Origin of the sequence: Luxibacter massiliensis (assembly GCF_900604355.1) — a bacterium.
GTDB lineage: Bacteria > Bacillota > Clostridia > Lachnospirales > Lachnospiraceae > Luxibacter > Luxibacter massiliensis.
Window position 1 is genome coordinate 1,827,650 of sequence record NZ_UWOE01000001.1, and the last position, 16,081, is coordinate 1,843,730.

Annotated in this window: 18 protein-coding genes; 1 reads left to right on the plus strand and 17 read right to left on the minus strand. The window is 45.8% G+C overall.

Going from position 1 to position 16,081, the window contains the following annotated elements; all coding sequences use genetic code 11:
• Window positions 1-19: 19 nt before the first annotated feature.
• The 4 genes from ruvB to EFA47_RS08445 form a co-directional block, all read right to left on the minus strand.
• A complete protein-coding gene (gene ruvB / locus EFA47_RS08430; RefSeq protein ID WP_122642869.1) occupies window positions 20-1,021 on the minus strand; it encodes a Holliday junction branch migration DNA helicase RuvB in 1,002 nt (333 codons plus the stop codon).
• A gap of 17 nt (window positions 1,022-1,038) precedes the next feature.
• Window positions 1,039-1,644, minus strand: a complete 606-nt coding sequence (ruvA, locus tag EFA47_RS08435; protein ID WP_122642870.1) for a Holliday junction branch migration protein RuvA — start codon at window positions 1,642-1,644, stop codon at window positions 1,039-1,041.
• 152 nt (window positions 1,645-1,796) lie between these two features.
• Window positions 1,797-2,294, minus strand: a complete 498-nt coding sequence (locus tag EFA47_RS08440) for a Gx transporter family protein (protein ID WP_122642871.1) — start codon at window positions 2,292-2,294, stop codon at window positions 1,797-1,799.
• Window positions 2,295-2,323: 29 nt separating this feature from the next.
• Window positions 2,324-2,680 (minus strand): NusG domain II-containing protein, encoded by a 357-nt coding sequence (locus EFA47_RS08445; protein WP_122642872.1) that lies wholly within the window; start codon window positions 2,678-2,680, stop codon window positions 2,324-2,326.
• Window positions 2,681-2,853: 173 nt separating this feature from the next.
• On the opposite strand from EFA47_RS08445, the gene EFA47_RS08450 reads away from it, so the two are divergent.
• Entirely contained in the window at window positions 2,854-3,825 is a 972-nt protein-coding gene (locus EFA47_RS08450; RefSeq protein ID WP_122642873.1) for an FAD:protein FMN transferase, read from the plus strand.
• A 188-nt stretch (window positions 3,826-4,013) separates the two neighbouring features.
• On the opposite strand, the gene EFA47_RS08455 is transcribed toward EFA47_RS08450, so the two are convergent.
• The 13 genes from EFA47_RS08455 to EFA47_RS08515 all read right to left on the minus strand — a co-directional run bounded on the left by EFA47_RS08455 (window position 4,014) and on the right by EFA47_RS08515 (window position 15,867).
• Window positions 4,014-4,826, minus strand: a complete 813-nt coding sequence (locus EFA47_RS08455) for an RnfABCDGE type electron transport complex subunit B (protein WP_122642874.1) — start codon at window positions 4,824-4,826, stop codon at window positions 4,014-4,016.
• Between the two features lie 12 nt (window positions 4,827-4,838).
• Complete coding sequence (locus EFA47_RS08460; RefSeq protein WP_122642875.1) at window positions 4,839-5,414, minus strand: electron transport complex protein RnfA; 576 nt, start codon at window positions 5,412-5,414, stop codon at window positions 4,839-4,841.
• A 12-nt stretch (window positions 5,415-5,426) separates the two neighbouring features.
• Window positions 5,427-6,158: an electron transport complex subunit RsxE gene (rsxE, locus tag EFA47_RS08465; protein ID WP_122642876.1), complete on the minus strand. Its 732-nt coding sequence runs from the start codon at window positions 6,156-6,158 to the stop codon at window positions 5,427-5,429.
• Window positions 6,151-6,765, minus strand: a complete 615-nt coding sequence (locus EFA47_RS08470) for an RnfABCDGE type electron transport complex subunit G (RefSeq protein ID WP_122642877.1) — start codon at window positions 6,763-6,765, stop codon at window positions 6,151-6,153. The genes rsxE and EFA47_RS08470 overlap by 8 nt, the downstream gene beginning before the upstream one ends.
• Window positions 6,765-7,697, minus strand: coding sequence for an RnfABCDGE type electron transport complex subunit D (locus tag EFA47_RS08475; RefSeq protein WP_122642878.1), 933 nt, complete (start codon window positions 7,695-7,697; stop codon window positions 6,765-6,767). Before EFA47_RS08475 ends, EFA47_RS08470 begins: the two co-directional genes overlap by 1 nt.
• A gap of 19 nt (window positions 7,698-7,716) precedes the next feature.
• Window positions 7,717-9,036 (minus strand): electron transport complex subunit RsxC, encoded by a 1,320-nt coding sequence (rsxC, locus tag EFA47_RS08480; protein ID WP_122642879.1) that lies wholly within the window; start codon window positions 9,034-9,036, stop codon window positions 7,717-7,719.
• Between the two features lie 374 nt (window positions 9,037-9,410).
• A complete protein-coding gene (gene rpsA, locus EFA47_RS08485; RefSeq protein WP_122642880.1) occupies window positions 9,411-10,490 on the minus strand; it encodes a 30S ribosomal protein S1 in 1,080 nt (359 codons plus the stop codon).
• On the minus strand, window positions 10,471-11,331 hold the full coding sequence (ispH, locus tag EFA47_RS08490; RefSeq protein WP_122642881.1) for a 4-hydroxy-3-methylbut-2-enyl diphosphate reductase: 861 nt from the start codon (window positions 11,329-11,331) through the stop codon (window positions 10,471-10,473). Before ispH ends, rpsA begins: the two co-directional genes overlap by 20 nt.
• Before the next feature lie 12 nt (window positions 11,332-11,343).
• Window positions 11,344-12,000, minus strand: a complete 657-nt coding sequence (gene cmk / locus EFA47_RS08495; RefSeq protein ID WP_122642882.1) for a (d)CMP kinase — start codon at window positions 11,998-12,000, stop codon at window positions 11,344-11,346.
• A 97-nt stretch (window positions 12,001-12,097) separates the two neighbouring features.
• Complete coding sequence (locus EFA47_RS08500; RefSeq protein ID WP_122642883.1) at window positions 12,098-12,436, minus strand: DUF1648 domain-containing protein; 339 nt, start codon at window positions 12,434-12,436, stop codon at window positions 12,098-12,100.
• 62 nt (window positions 12,437-12,498) lie between these two features.
• On the minus strand, window positions 12,499-13,728 hold the full coding sequence (locus EFA47_RS08505) for a BaiN/RdsA family NAD(P)/FAD-dependent oxidoreductase (RefSeq protein ID WP_122642884.1): 1,230 nt from the start codon (window positions 13,726-13,728) through the stop codon (window positions 12,499-12,501).
• Window positions 13,721-14,677, minus strand: a complete 957-nt coding sequence (locus EFA47_RS08510; RefSeq protein WP_206215522.1) for a MurR/RpiR family transcriptional regulator — start codon at window positions 14,675-14,677, stop codon at window positions 13,721-13,723. Before EFA47_RS08510 ends, EFA47_RS08505 begins: the two co-directional genes overlap by 8 nt.
• A gap of 212 nt (window positions 14,678-14,889) precedes the next feature.
• Entirely contained in the window at window positions 14,890-15,867 is a 978-nt protein-coding gene (locus EFA47_RS08515; RefSeq protein WP_164689957.1) for a hypothetical protein, read from the minus strand.
• Window positions 15,868-16,081 lie beyond the last annotated feature (214 nt).

Sequence of the window (16,081 nt, forward strand, 5' to 3'; positions counted from 1 at the left end):
TCAAAAACCAACTATTTTTTCAAGTAATTTCCCTAGGGATTCCCAGATGTCCATAGGCAAGCTCTGTGGCGATCCGGCCTCTGGGGGTTCTCTGGATAAAGCCGCTTTTCAAGAGATATGGCTCATAGACATCTTCCAGTGTACCTGCATCCTCAGAGACAGAGGCAGCCAGCGTATCAAGGCCCACAGGGCCTCCCTGGAACTTTTGGATCATTGTGAGCAAAATATTTCTGTCTATATGGTCCAGTCCATATCTGTCCACATCCAGTAAATCCAGCGCATAATTTGCAACAGCCTCTGAAATCACCCCGTCATATTTGACCTGTGCAAAGTCCCGGACTCTCTTCAACAGCCGGTTTGCAAGCCTGGGAGTACCCCTGGAACGCTTTGCAAGCTCTAAGGCTCCTCTTTCGTCTATCTCTACCCCCAGGACTGCGGCAGAACGCAGAATAATGGTTTTTAATTCATGCTCTGTATAAAACTCCAGATGGTTCACCACGCCGAATCTGTCACGCAGGGGGGCTGTCAGCATCCCTGCGCGGGTGGTTGCGCCCACCAGGGTAAATTTAGGCAGGTCCAGGCGTATAGACCGGGCCGTGGCCCCTTTACCGATCATAATGTCAATGGCGTAATCCTCCATGGCCGGATACAGGACCTCCTCCACCTGCCGGTTGAGGCGGTGTATTTCATCTACAAATAAAACATCATTTTCCTGCAGGTTATTCAGAATCGCAGCCATCTCTCCTGGTTTTTCTATGGCCGGCCCAGAGGTAATCTTTATATTCACCCCCATCTCATTTGCAATGATCCCAGCCAGGGTTGTCTTGCCAAGTCCAGGAGGGCCGTAAAACAACACATGGTCCAGGGCTTCCTGCCGCTCTTTCGCAGCCCTGATATATATATGGAGTGTCTCCTTTGCCTTTTCCTGGCCAATATAATCTTCCAGAAACTGAGGCCTCAAACTGCTCTCGATCTTCACATCTTCTTCTAAATTTTCTGTAGTTATAATTCGCTTTCCCATATGTCCCCTCTATACTGCTAAAGCATCTTTTTGAGCGCTTCTTTCAATACATCCTCGACTGTAGGATTCTCAAGGCTTACCTGCTTTACGGCCCGCAGGCTGTCGGCGCTGGAATACCCCAGCGCCGTCAATGCCTGTACTGCCTCAGACTGAACGCTTCCAGACAGCTCATAGGCCGGTTCATCAGCGCCGCCCCCGGATACCCTGTGCAGGGCATCTTCAATATCCAGCTTATCCTTCAGTTCAATGATCAGCTTTTCTGCCGTTTTCTTACCAATCCCGGGAGATGCGCTGATAGCTTTCACATCGCCCGACAGCACTGCAAACCTAAGCTCATCCGGAGTAAGCTGGGATAAAATACTGAGGCCTCCTTTGGGCCCAATCCCACTGACCCCTATCACAAGCTTAAAAACTTCCAGGTCATCCCGTGTCAGGAAGCCAAACAGCTGCATGGCGTCCTCGCGGACATTCAAATATGTATGTATTTTAACTTCATTTCCCGGCTGGGGAAGAAGGCTCATTGCCTGGCCTGGCATATAAATACCATACCCTACTCCCCCCACATCTATAATCACCTTTTCCTTTTCAATATAGGCCAGTTCACCTCGAACATATGAAATCATACCTATCCCCCACAATCCTTTTTATTCCCGCGGCAACGAGCCAGGCTGACATGCTCACATGGCCAATTAATGGCTGCCGCCAGCGTCTAAGGCCCCGCTGCCTGCATGGCCGCCCTTTTGATGCCCCGTATGCCTGCATGGGGCCTTTTCCTTCAACTTTTTAACGGAAGGTTTTGGACCCTCTTTAAAACCTCAGCCGATACCACCCCAATTAATATGCCTGTCACCACCCCTGCAACTAAAAGCACGGGAAAATAATAGCCAATCTTTATTGTTTTTGTGACCGCCATAGCCATAAGCAGCTGTCCCATATTGTGAAAAACTCCGCCTGCCATACTAACCCCTATGACACTAAAAGAATCTGTCTTTCTTAAAAGTCCCATAGCTGCCAGGCTTAAAATCCCGCCTGCCAGGCTGTACAGAATGCTGAACATGCTGCCAAATATAAAACCGGACAGCACAACCCTGACTGCCGAGAGAAGAAATGCGTCTTTAACCCCGCACCTATAAAGCATGATTACAACTAGCAAATTGGCAAGTCCCAGTTTAATGCCCGGCACCCCGAGCTGAATCGGAATCAGCATCTCCACATAGCTGAAAATAAGAGCCAGTGCCGTAAATACTCCAAAATATGCTGCTCTGCCCTTCACAGAACCCTCCTTTTTAACTCCGCCCACTGTTATCCGCTCACGGCATCCAATGAAGCTTCATTTTCACTATCTATTGTCACCACCACACGGTTTGGGAGGCAGATAATACTCTCCCCATTTTTGGATATAGGCTTTTGGTGGACACATATCTGGTCAGGGCAGCCAGCCGTCTTCATAGATGCCTTGCCATCCCGGATTTCCAATATATTTGTCCCTTTTATATCCACAGTCTGGTCCGCTGACAAATCATAATTCCCCCACGCCCTGCCATCTACACTGATCTTTACAGTTCCTCCGCTTTCCTTGCCCGCAATAAAAATATATACGGTTCCCAACAGCGCAATTGCCAGAAAAAAGCCTAATAAAACAAAATCATTTTTCCTCATACAGTCCTCCAGCCATTATCATAGCATACAGGCCTTTAGAATGCAATCACATGTTCGATTGTAATTTAGGCTGAAAGTGTTTATAATAATTCAAAACATTATATTTCTTGAACTCCTAACGTTCAATAAATATACGGCTGAATATAGGCATTACATAAAGAAAGGGTTACATTATGAAACATACTCTTTTATATATCCTGTTATCTGCGCTTTTCTTACTCAGCGGCTGCAGCGCCTCTTCTGCTCAATCTGAAGAACCTCTGAAAATGACAGATATGTATTTTGACACAGTAGTTACAATCGAAATATGGGGAACCACTGACGAAACCTTATTGACCCAGTGTAAAGACCTGTGTGAATATTATGAACAGCTCCTAAGCAGAACTGTGGAAACAAGCGATGTGGCAAAAATCAATACAGCAGGCGGGAATCCTGTCACCGTCTCCTGGGAAACAGCGGCGCTGATTGAGAAATCACTGGAATATAGCAGGCTTACAGACGGACTTTTTGACATTACAATCGCACCCCTGACAGAATTGTGGGATATCAGCCATAACCCAGGGAATATACCCGATGAGAGCGCCATCTCTGAGGCGGTCAGCCATGTAGGATATGAGAATATCCTGGTAAAAGGAAATTCAATCCAGCTTAAGGATCCCCAGGCCTCCATTGACCTTGGCGGAATCGCGAAAGGGTACATTGCCGATAAGCTGAAAGAGTTTCTGGAGAAAGAAGGGGTCAGCCACGGCCTGATTAATCTGGGCGGGAATGTGCTTGCCATAGGCGGAAAGATGAACGGAGAAGATTTCCACATAGGGATCCAAATGCCTTTTGAAGAAAGAAATATGGTCATAACAGATGTAGATATCCGCGGCAAGTCTGTAGTATCTTCTGGAACCTACGAGAGATATTTTGAAAAGGACGGGCATATTTACCACCACATCCTGAACCCTGAGACAGGGTACCCTTATGAAAGCAATATCTTACAGGTCACTATTATCTCAGATTCTTCTACAGACGGGGATGCACTGAGCACTTCCTGCTTCGCACTGGGACTGGAGGAGGGCAGCCGCCTGATAGAATCTCTCGACCATGTGCAGGCTATTTATGTTACAGATGATTTTGAGCTTCACTATGTAGGGTAAGCCAATTCCCCCAATGCAAACAGGACGTCAAACTGGCAGCTATGGGGCCATCAGTGTATTTTATCATACCCCCGCATTAGCCGCCAAATGGCCATGTAAACCTGTCCCCTTGGCCCTTTGCCCACAGAAATAAACCGGAGCAGACACAAATCTATTGGCTGCCCCGGTTTAGCTTTCTATATTCTTTTTTATTCTACTGGTATTTCCCTAGGTATAATAATCTTCCTCGGGCACTTCTTTGCACATATCCCACAGTTCGTACATTTGGAAGCATCAATATGGGCCAGGCTGTTTGTCACTGTCACAGCCTTCGCCTCGCAGTTTTTCTCACACAGCCTGCAGCCGATACAGCCCACCAGACAGACATCCATGAGGGCCTTGCCCTTATCATTGGAATTACACTGTACAAACGTTTTCTGGTTATATGGCACCATTTCAATCAAATGTTTTGGACATGCTGCGATACATTTTCCGCAGGCCTTACATTTTTCCTTGTCCACAACGGCGATTCCATCCAAAATATGTATTGCGTCAAAAGGGCACGCCTTTACACAAGTACCGAAACCCATGCACCCATATGAACAGCCTTTGGGGCCTGCATCCTGCATCATGCTTGCCATAACACAATCCTCGATCCCATAATATTCATATTGGTCCTGGGCCTTCTCGCAGGTCCCACCACACTTCACAAATGCAGTCTGGCGTACTTGCTCCCCAGCCGAAATTCCCATAATCTCACCGATCTGAGCTGCGACAGGGGCTCCTCCCACGGGGCAGGCCCCTACCTCTGCGCTTCCCTCCACAATGGCCGCTGCAAGGCCTGAACATCCTGCGTAGCCGCAGCCGCCGCAGTTATTTCCCGGAAGGACGCCAAGGATAGCCTCCTCCCTCTCATCTACCTCCACGGCAAACTTCTTTCCAGATATCCCAAGGAAGATACCGATGAATAATCCAGTTCCGCCGACGATTGCCGCAGCTATTAAAATTGCTGATATACTCATGTCTCTTTCCTCCTAAATCAATCCTGAAAATCCGAAAAATGCAATTGCCATTAACCCAGCTGTAACCAGGACAATAGGTGTTCCTTTGAAAGACTCTGTCACATCGTTATACTCGATCTTTTCCCGGATGCCGGCCATCAAGACAATCGCCACCAAGAATCCAGATGCTGTGGCAATGCCATTTACCACACCCTCCAGAATATTATAAGACTTCTGGACATTGGTCAGCGCCACGCCAAGCACAGCACAGTTTGTTGTGATCAGCGGCAGATACACCCCTAGGGCATTATACAAAGGAGGCATGGCTTTCTTTAGGAACATCTCCACAAACTGTACAAGGGCAGCAATGACAAGAATAAATACAATTGTCTGTAAATATTCAAACCCCGCAGGCACCAGGATAAATTGGTAAATCAGGCTTGTGACAAGAGAAGCTATCGTAATGACAAATACAACAGCGCCGCCCATGCCCCCGGCCGTCTTAACATTTTTAGACACGCCGAGAAACGGGCAGATTCCCAAGAACTGGCTCAGCACGACGTTGTTTACAAAGGCAGAGCCTACTGCAATTAAAAATAATTCTTTCATCCCGCTCTCCTCCTATTCCTTCTCTTTTGCTTCTGCTTTTATAATCTCTGCTTCTGCTGGAAAAATACCGCCTCCGCAGGAGTCTTTCCGGCCACAGGATTCACATCCCGTTCCACATCCGATTTTCTCTGCCGCCGGATCCCCTCTTCTTGCCAAGCGGTTTTTAACCTTATTCTGCAGGGCAGTCAGACAGGCGAGAACAAAGAATGCGCCAGGAGCCAGTATAAAAATTGTCACAGGCTCATAGGAGGAAGGCAGTACTTGTATGTCAAATATCTTTCCGGCGCCAATCAATTCTCTGACCACGCCGATAGCTGTAAGTCCCACCGTAAATCCAAGTCCCATCCCTATTCCGTCAAACATGGATGGAAGTATGGGGTTTTTAGAGGCATAGCTCTCTGCCCTTCCCAAAATAATGCAGTTTACCACAATGAGAGGGATATACAGTCCCAGAGAAGCATATAAGCTTGGGACAAAACCTTCCAACAGAAACTGCACGATAGTAACAAATGAGGCCACTACTACAATAAATGCCGGCATTCTGACTGAATCCGGGATAATCTTCCTGAGCATGGAAATCAGCATATTTGACAGTACAAGCACCACTGTGGTGGAAAGTCCCATGCCTATGCCATTGACTGCTGACGTGGTGACTGCCAGTGTAGGGCACATTCCCAGCATCAGTACAAAAGTAGGGTTTTCTTTAATCAGGCCGTTAAACAGTCTTTCTCCGTACTTATTCATCAACACTACCTCCTAACACGTTCTGGAAATATACAAGGGCAGAATCCACTGCGTTTGTCACCGCACTTGTAGTGATTGTTGCCCCGCTGAGTGCGTCAATCTTATCATCGCCCTCTTCTCCACTTTTTGTATAGGAGAATTTTTCTACCTGCTTATCCTTAAACTGATTTTTAAATTCTGGTTCATCTGCTTTCATGCCTAATCCCGCTGTCTCATTGATAGAAAGCATATCAATCCCCTTTACGGTCCCGTCATTTAAGATCCCTACGGAGATCTGGATATCCCCAGCATATCCCTCATGGGAAGTGGCCGTAATAACATATCCGATCAGCTCGCCATTTTTATCCTCCGCCTGGGCCACCTCCGTGATATCTTCACCTGTATATCCGGCGCCTTGCAGCACTTCGGATGCTTTTGAGCCATCGAAATCCGTATAGCTTTCAAAAGATGCCGCATCTGGCAAAACCGTTCTGTATGCCTCCTGCTTAGTATTTTCTTTGGCCACTGCTATAGGGTTTTTCGTCACCTCATAAACCAACCCCAATAAAACTCCCGCAATTAAAGTGATTGCCGTAAGTATAAACGTGTTTTTTGCTATTTTATTCATTATTTCTCTCCTCCTTTACCAAATGGTTTTGGAAGAGTAACCTTCTCAATCAGTGGGACTAAAAGGTTACTGATGATAATCGCATAGGAAACCCCTTCTGCCGAACCCCCAAAGAGCCTGAAAAGTCCGGTCAGAAGTCCGAGGCAGATTCCATAAACAATCTGGCCGCTCTTTGTGATTGGCGATGTGACATAATCCGTTGCCATAAACCATGCGCCCAGCATCAGGCCGCCGCCGCACAAGTGTGCTGTTATAAAATAGGGGTCAAACCCATGGCCGCCAAAAATGGAGATGAAAATAACAAATGTCACAATATATGTACCTGGGATTCTTAAATCAATCACTCCCATCAGCAGCAGGAACATAGCGCCTATCATAATCGCAATCACTGATGTCTCCCCGATTGTACCACGGATATTTCCAAGCAGCATATCCATCGTATTTACGGCATTGCCCGCCCTCATTTCTGCCAGGGGGGTGGCTCCTGTCACGCCGTCATATACAAAATATGTCATGCGGCCTGTGAAGGAAATCAACAGAAAACATCTTGCTCCCAGCGCTGGGTTCATAAAATTCTGCCCCAGTCCGCCGAAAAGCTGCTTTACAACAATAATGGCAAACACAGAACCCAGCGCCCCCATCCACAAAGGCAGTGTGGGCGGCAGGTTCAGCGCAAGCAGAAGTCCCGTCACAACTGCGCTGAAATCCTTGATTGTGACGGTTTTATGCATCAGCCTCTCATATATGTACTCAGCCAGCACCGCAGAGGCAGTAGTAACAACTACCAATAGCCATGCATTCTCATGCCTGAAATTATAAATCCCAAAAATAGTGGCCGGAAGCAGTGCAATAGTTACCATCAGCATAATATTGCCGCTGGTTACTTTGTCCCGTATGTGCGGTGAGGATGATATGTTTAATTTCTCGTTCACTTTTAATTCACCTCTTTTGTTATTTTTTCTTTCTGTTTGCCAGGGCGATTTTCCTCATTGACCCTATGGACTGCTTGAGCGGCCTCTTTGCAGGACAGACATAGCTGCAGGAACCACATTCCACGCACTCCAGGCCGTTTTGTGCCGTAAAGGTCTCTTCGTCATGTCTTTCTGCATAATCCGCCAGCCTAGAAGGAATAATACGGCTGGGGCACACTTCCACACAGCGGCCGCAGTTTATACATGGGGTGGGTTTTGACTTTGCCACTATATCCTCCTTAAACGCAAGGATGGAGGAAGAGGTTTTCGTAACCGGCGCATCCAGGGCCACCATGGCAAACCCCATCATGGGACCGCCCGAAATCAACTTTTCAGGCTCTGTCTTAAAGCCTCCTGCAGCCTGAATAAGCTCCTGGTGGCTTGTGCCTAAAAGAACCCGGAAATTTCCAGGCTTTGCTACAGCATCCCCGCTGACAGTCACGACTCTTTCCATCAAAGGCTTTCCCTTGACCACCGCCTGGTCAATGCCTATCAGGGTTTCTACATTATCCACAATGCATCCTGCATCAGCCGGCAGCATGGCGGCGTGTATGGCGCGCCTGGTCACCGCATAGATCAGCTGACGCTCCGCACCCTGGGGATACTTCGTCTGAAGCGCTTTAACCTCCATGCGGGTTTCCCCTTTTACGGCCTCTTTAAGCTTTTCAATGCAATCCTTTTTATTATCCTCCACTGCAAAGATACCTTTGGCATTCTTGAACAAGGATAATACAACCCGCATTCCACTCACGAGTTCTTCCGTATTCTCCAGCATCCTGCGGTAGTCTGCAGTTATGTAAGGCTCACATTCCGCACAGTTTGCAATAATATACTCTATTTTATCTGGCTCTTTAGGAGAGAGTTTTACCTTTGTAGGGAACCCGGCGCCTCCCATACCTACGATGCCAGCCTCCCCGATTTTATTTATAATTTCCTCCTCTGTCATCTCCTCTAAAGGTTTGGCCGGTTCATACGCGACCTCCTGGTACTCCCCGTCATTTTCTACTACTATACATTCTACCTTGCTCCCCGAAGGGTTAAAATGCTTTTCCAAACCCTTTACAGTACCTGACACTGACGCATAAACAGGAGCTGACACAAAGCCTCCCGCCTCAGCAATCTTCTGGCCTTTTAACACATGGTCGCCCTTTTTTACCATAGGATTTGCAGGAGCGCCTATATGCTGCGAAAGAGGATACACCAGACTGCCTTCAGGCAGTATAGCAGTAATGGCCTGGTCTTTTGCCAGACTTTTTCCGTCATTGGGATGAATTCCGCCTTTAAAAGTCAAAAGCCCCATTCTCAATTACCTTCCTTTCTCTTTATGCAATACTAGAATATGTTTGATTATTACTTCCGCCAAAATAAGTGCCCCAGCCTGCCAGGCCTCTATACAGACAAGAAAAATGCCGGCAAACAGGACATATATGGCACATGTATCAGCCTCAAACATACTCTAATATTGTACTAAAAATTGTATGCAAAATCTAGTAAATATAAACATTTTCTTGCATATAAATCGGTACATCTTGTCGAATATTTAACACAGCCACGCCGTCCTTGGGACACTAAATTTCCGGTACGAGAAAAAGAGACACTGGAATATTATTCCTGTGCCTCAAAATTCTATAACAGAGAATCAAAAACCTCTCTTTAAAAACCTATTTAGTACGATTATTCTGTATCTGCCTGATCCTGTACTTCCGGCTCCAACGCTTTCATGCTCAGGCTGATCTTCTTGTCTGCCTCGTTCAGATCCACAATCTTAGCTGTAATCTCCTGGCCGATTGAGAGGACATCAGAAGGTTTCTCCACATGTGCTTTGGATATCTGGGATACATGGAGCAGTGCATCCACTCCAGGCGCAAGCTCTACAAAAGCGCCAAAGTCTGTCATACGTGCGACTCTTCCTGTTATAACATTGCCCACAGCAAAATCTTCTGCTGCATGTGCCCATGGGTTCGTCTCAGGGAATTTGAGGCTAAGAGCAACCTTTGTATCATTGATGTCCTTCACAAGTACTTTCAGGGAATCCCCTACCTGGAATACCTTCTTCGGGTTCTCAACCCTGCCCCAGGACATCTCAGATATATGCAGCAGTCCGTCTACGCCGCCAAGGTCTACAAAAGCGCCGAAATCTGTTACGTTTTTAACAGTGCCTTCAATTGTATCCCCAACCTGCAGTTTCGCAAATAACTCTTTCTGCCTTTCGGCCCTCTCCGCTACGAGGAGCTGCCTCCTGTCGCCGATCACACGGTTCCTTCTTGGGTTGAACTCACTGATTACAAACTCAATCTCCTGCCCTTCATATTTACTTAAATCCTTCTCATAGGAGTCTGACACAAGACTTGCCGGAATAAATACACGAGCCTCTTCAACTGTGGCACATAAGCCGCCCCCCAGAATCTGTGTGACAGTAGCCTTTAATACTTCTTTATTTTCAAAAGCTTCTCTGAGTCTTTCATTCCCTTTCTCTGCTGCGAGCCTCTTATATGTGAGCAGCACCTGGCCCTCTCCATCATTTACTTTCAGAACCTTCACAGTCATCGGATCGCCCACGGAAACAACAGTGGTCAAATCTACAGACTGGTCATTGGAATATTCACTTTTTGTAACAATTCCGTCTGCCTTATATCCAATATTCAGGATAATCTCATCCGGCTTCACATCAATAACAGTCCCCTCGACTACCTCTCCGTTATGAATAGTTTTGAATGACTCGTCTAACATTTGTTCAAAAGATAATTCTGACATTATTTTGAACCTCCTCAATTATATTGTTGGGCGTGGATGCCCCTGCTGTAATACCTACTGTTTCCACTGACCCTAATTGATTCAAATCCAAATCGTCAAGTGTCTGTATATAGTACGTATCCTTACATGCTTTCTGGCATATTTCAAATAACTTCTGGGTGTTGGAACTATGTTTGTCGCCAATCACTATCATAGCATCCACCTCTTCTGCAATGCTCTGTGCTTCAGTCTGACGCTCTTTTGTGGCACCACAGATTGTATTTAAAACACTTACATCATAACTCTTTTCAGAAATAATTTCAACTAATTCTTTAAATTTATTGTAATTAAATGTCGTCTGGGAGACAATACAGACAGCATCCTCCTTATTTAACGGAAGCCTTTTGGCATCTTCGGCGTCTTGGACTACTGCCGCCCGGTCAGCAGACCACCCCCTGATCCCCTCCACCTCGGGATGGCATGGATCGCCGATAATCACGATATGTTTCCCTGACTGGCTCTCTCTGCGGACAATATTGTGTATCTTTTTGACAAAAGGGCATGTGGCGTCAACAATTTCAAGTCCCCTGGCCTCCATTTTCTTATAAATGCGCTCTGGTACGCCATGAGACCGGATAATCACAGTCCCTCCTGCAAGGCTCTCTAACTCTTCCTCTGTTCTTAAGACCTGGACGCCCTGCTTTTCCATATCTTTCACAACCTCTTCATTATGGATGATGGGGCCATATGTGTAGATTTCCCTGCCCTGCTCTTTTCCACTGCCAAGCTGGCCGTACACAGTTTCTACCGCCCTCCTGACTCCAAAACAAAAACCAGCTGTCTTAGCCCTAACTACATGCATAATTTATACTCCTCATTTACAAAACTTGATAATTGCCTCCACAACCTCCTCAATGGCCATGTCTGAGCTGTCTATCAGATGTGCGTCCTCTGCCTGTTTAAGGGGGGCTATATCCCTGGTCATATCACGCATATCACGTGCCTCAATATCTTTCTCTATGGCCTCATAATTGCAGGACTCCCCTTTTTCTGACAGCTCTTCATAACGTCTCCTGGCCCTTGTGGCAATGCTTGCAGTGAGGTAAATTTTCACATCCGCATTGGGAAGGATATGTGTGCCAATATCCCTGCCATCCATAATTACATCCTCTGTCTGTGCCAGATTCCTCTGAAGCTCCAGCAGCGCTTCCCTTACACTGGGAATAGCCGAAGTGACTGAAGCCATATTTCCAACAGCCTCATCTCTGAGCCGGGAAGTCACATTCTCACCGTTTAAAAACACCTGCTGGCTCTCTCCCTCATACTTGATGCTGATATCCGCTTTTTTACAGGCATCCCCAATCCTTTCTATATCTTTGGGGTCAATGCCGCAGTCCAGGAAGTAAAGTGCCATGGCACGGTACATGGCACCTGTGTCCACATAAATATATCCCTTTTTCTTTGCAACCAGCTTTGCTATGGTACTCTTTCCGGCGCCTGCCGGCCCATCTATCGCAACATTATATCCCATTTCTATCTCCTTTTATCTGAATTTGAAAACTCTCTTATAATTCTCACTTTTTGACTTAGCCAACCCCAGCCGGCGGCTTTTTAACTATGGCCAGGGGTTAAAAAACAACGGACAATACCAACGCCTCCCCTAGAATTATAAATAAGCAGAGGCCGCTTACAATCCAATTATATTGTATGTCACTTAAAAACATCTTTGAATGCGTAAGGCAGTATTTTATCTTTTTACCCCCTGTAAGAAGCATAATCAAAAGCTGCAGTATGGGAAACAAAAATATTTGTATTCTTCCTGAATGGTCGTCCGCTATTCCACTGGCAGTAAAATGCATAGGAATTTGGGCGGGCAGAAAGAAAAATACTATCAATGTAAGTATCATCCCTGCCCCTGTAATAACCCATGAGAGTCTTCTGCTGTTTATAAACTCTTTGAATTTCATATGCTATACCTTCTTTCCAGAATTCTCTAAAATCCCCTTCATTTGTATTGGCAAGCTCCTCCCTAAACAATAGAATTGCCTGCCAAATATGCGGTGGACCATGCAATCTGTAAATTAAAACCTCCGGTGAGGGCATCCAAGTCCAGCACCTCCCCCGCAAAATAAAGTCCTTTCACAAGTTTTGACTCCATCGTGCCAGGATCTATCTGCCTGACATCAACGCCCCCTTTTGTAATAATCGCTTCTTGAAAGCCTCTCAGTCCAATGAGGGTCATATCAAATTTTTTTATGGCCCCAGCAAACTTAATCCGCTCTTTGCGGCTGACTTCATTCACTTTTTTATCCGGCGAGATTCCGCTGCGCTCAACCATAACCGGCCTAAGCTTTGCCGGAAACAGCCTGTCCACGGCATTTTTAAACTGCCGGTTTTTATTCTCCTCAAATTCTCTTAAAATCCTCTGGTCAAGCTGATCTAAGGACAGGGCCGGCTTTAAGTCTATGGACAGAGTCAGCTCCCTCTCTTCCAGCAAGGGCCCCACCTGGCTGCTGGCACTGAGAATCACAGGACCGCTTACTCCATAATGTGTAAACAACATTTCACCAAATTCTTCATATATCTTTTTATTGCCATCGTAAATACATACATTTGTATTTTTGAGGGACAACCCCTGCAGCTCCTTGACAAACTTCTCTTTCACTTCCATAGGCACCAGAGACGGGCGAAGCTCTGTCACATGGTGGCCGCACGACTGGGCAAAACGGTAGCCATCCCCAGTGGAGCCTGTGGAAGGATAAGAGATGCCTCCTGTGGCCACAATACATGCCTGGGCCTTAATCCTTCTCCCGTCTTTCAGCCGGATACAGCAAAACTCCCCATCCTTTGCCTCAACTGAAACGGCCTCCATATGTAAATGTACCTCCACATGCAGCCTTTTCAGTTCAGCTTTCATAGCAGAAATAATATCCGAGGAGTGATCCGAGGCCGGAAACACCCTGTTCCCTCTTTCTATTTTTGTTTTAACCCCCAGCTCTTCAAAAAAAGCAATTGCCTGCTCATTTGTGAAACTGTAAAAGCCGCTGTACAAAAACTTAGGATTGCTTGCAACAGCTAGGAACAAAGTATCCATATCCCCTGCATTTGTCAGGTTGCATCGCCCCTTCCCGGTAATAAACAGCTTTTTTCCTAGTTTTTCGTTCTTTTCATATATGTGCACCTCGTGGCCCTTTCTGGCTGCAAAAATCCCGGCCATCATCCCTGCGGCGCCGCCGCCTATTATGGCTACTTTACTCATCACTAACTCCTTCTGCCTTTCCTGATGTTATGGGCATTGCCTCACTTACATGATTCAGTTCGTCCCCACTGTATACTTGGTACTCCCCCCAAATTTCCTCCAAAGTCTCAAGAGTCCTTATGACTTCTTTCTGCTTCTTCATACAGAGGGCCACAACCAGTGCATTCACCACGCTAAGCGGGGCCACAAGAGAATCTACAATCGAGGCCATATCGCTTCTGGCAATCAGGTTACAGGAGGAATACAGATTCATAGGGGAATGCACGCTGTCTGTCAGAGTAATTACTTTTGCCTTTCTGTTGCTGGCAAACTCCAGAGCTTTCAAAGTACGCATGGAATATCTGGGAAAGCTGATCCCGATGATCACATCTTCTGCATTAATGCGGATCAATTGTTCAAATATCTCACTGGAGCTATTTGTATTTACAGCTGTCACATTCTCACATATTAGATTCAGGTAAAATGTGAGGAAAGAAGCAAGGGGCGCACAGCTTCTGATTCCGATCACATATATTTTCCGGGCATTCAAAATTGTATCTATAGCGAGCTCAAAGGCCTTTTGGTCAATGCTTCCCAAGGTCAGTTTAATCTTCTCAATATCGGACTGCAGCACAGTGGCCAGTATTTCAGACTGGCTGATCCTCCCATAGGTCACCTCCATCCTCTGGATAGAATTCAGCCTGTTTCTGACCAGCTCCTCCAGTGCTTTCTGAAAGCCAGGATACCCTGTATACCCGAGCTGAGTGGCAAACCGGACGACGGTAGATTCACTGACCCCCACTGTTTCCCCCAGCCTGGCTGCTGTCAGGAATACAGCCTTGTCGTAGTTCGCACATACATAGTCAGCAAGCCTTTTCTGTCCCTTGCTGAGTTTTTTATATTTTTCTTCAATTCTCAACAGCAGCTCATTGGTGCCGTTCTCACTTACGTTCAATTTATTTTCACCCACAGTAGCTCCTCTTCTTAGAGTATCATTTATGATAAGATCTGCCCGTTTGCTGATTTAACATTCTGATTATACAATACGGGCATTTTCTTTGCAAGGATGTTCTAACTTGCCCCAAAGGGCACCCCATAATTCATGTCCTTAGGACGGGTGGGCTTTGTCCATTAAGGTATTGATTTTGACTTCAGGCTGAAACAGTTGTGGAGAGACACCGCTTAATAGTCCGACAGACCCAACAACATATCAAACCCAAGGGCGGAAGATCCTTCTGTATCCTCCTGGCCATCTTCATCCGCAAACATTTCTATCCCTGAAAATGTAGCTCTTGCGGTATCGAACACTTCTTTTAATGCCAAATAACAATCTACCACGTCTGGCCGCGTCATATTTGCATAAAATACTACATAGGTATTGGTCATCTGGAAAATATCACTCTTTTCTTCTTCTGGCAATTTTAACGTATCTGCTGCAGACACTATACGTTCTAATCTAACTAAATCCTCTCGAAATATTTTAGTCAATAGCTCAATATGTGCTTTAGGAGTCCTGGAGATATCCAAAATTGCCTTAGCTCTTTTGCTTTTCCCCGAGGCATGCTTAGGAAATGCTGCTTCATCATAAGAAATACGTTTCTGCCTCCTATCGAAAGGAGTCTTTTTAACTTCTCCACCATCTTTCGTCAATCCAAACCAATCTTCATAGGCATTACTTATATCCTCTGGCCTTGTTATAATTGGAGTGTCAAATGGGTCAAAACAATTGCCTGCACTTTCAAAATCTACTTCTCCGCCCCTTTTGAGTCCTGCTTGTGCAAGCAGGCCCGGCTCATATTGTTCTGAATAATTCTGCAAAGCAAGGATTTCAGAGATTTTAGGCTTACTCCCTTCATGGGCGCCGTCCTCTTGTGCCAATAGGACTTTCGGAACTTCTGTAATTTTAGCCATAAGCATGGACGTCATCGGCCCTATTATACCTTCGTATTCTTCCTCTGATAATACTAGCGTTGAAGATACTATTTTTTCTCCAAGCTCTTTAGCAATCATTTTTTCTAATTCCACTAATTCATCCCCTTCAATAAATTGGTTTTTTATTCTCTTTGCCATTCCATGGGTTTTTTCAGATATTATCTCCATAAGAATATTTATACATGCTGCCAATCTTAAATAGGGATCATCTGGATTTGCTGAGGGCATAGGGATGCCTTTGCATAAAGATTCCCCTATAAAATATTGGATAATCCCCTGATTTATGGGGGCCTCCCTCAGCCCCTCCTGTAGTCCTGGATCCTGATGCTGGATATTTGTTTTAGGTTTTGTTCTTTTTCTGGATGAACTTTCCTTAGAAACTTGTATATACATTTTTAGCACCTCCTTGTGAAAGGATTATATACCAGCTTATTTTATAAAA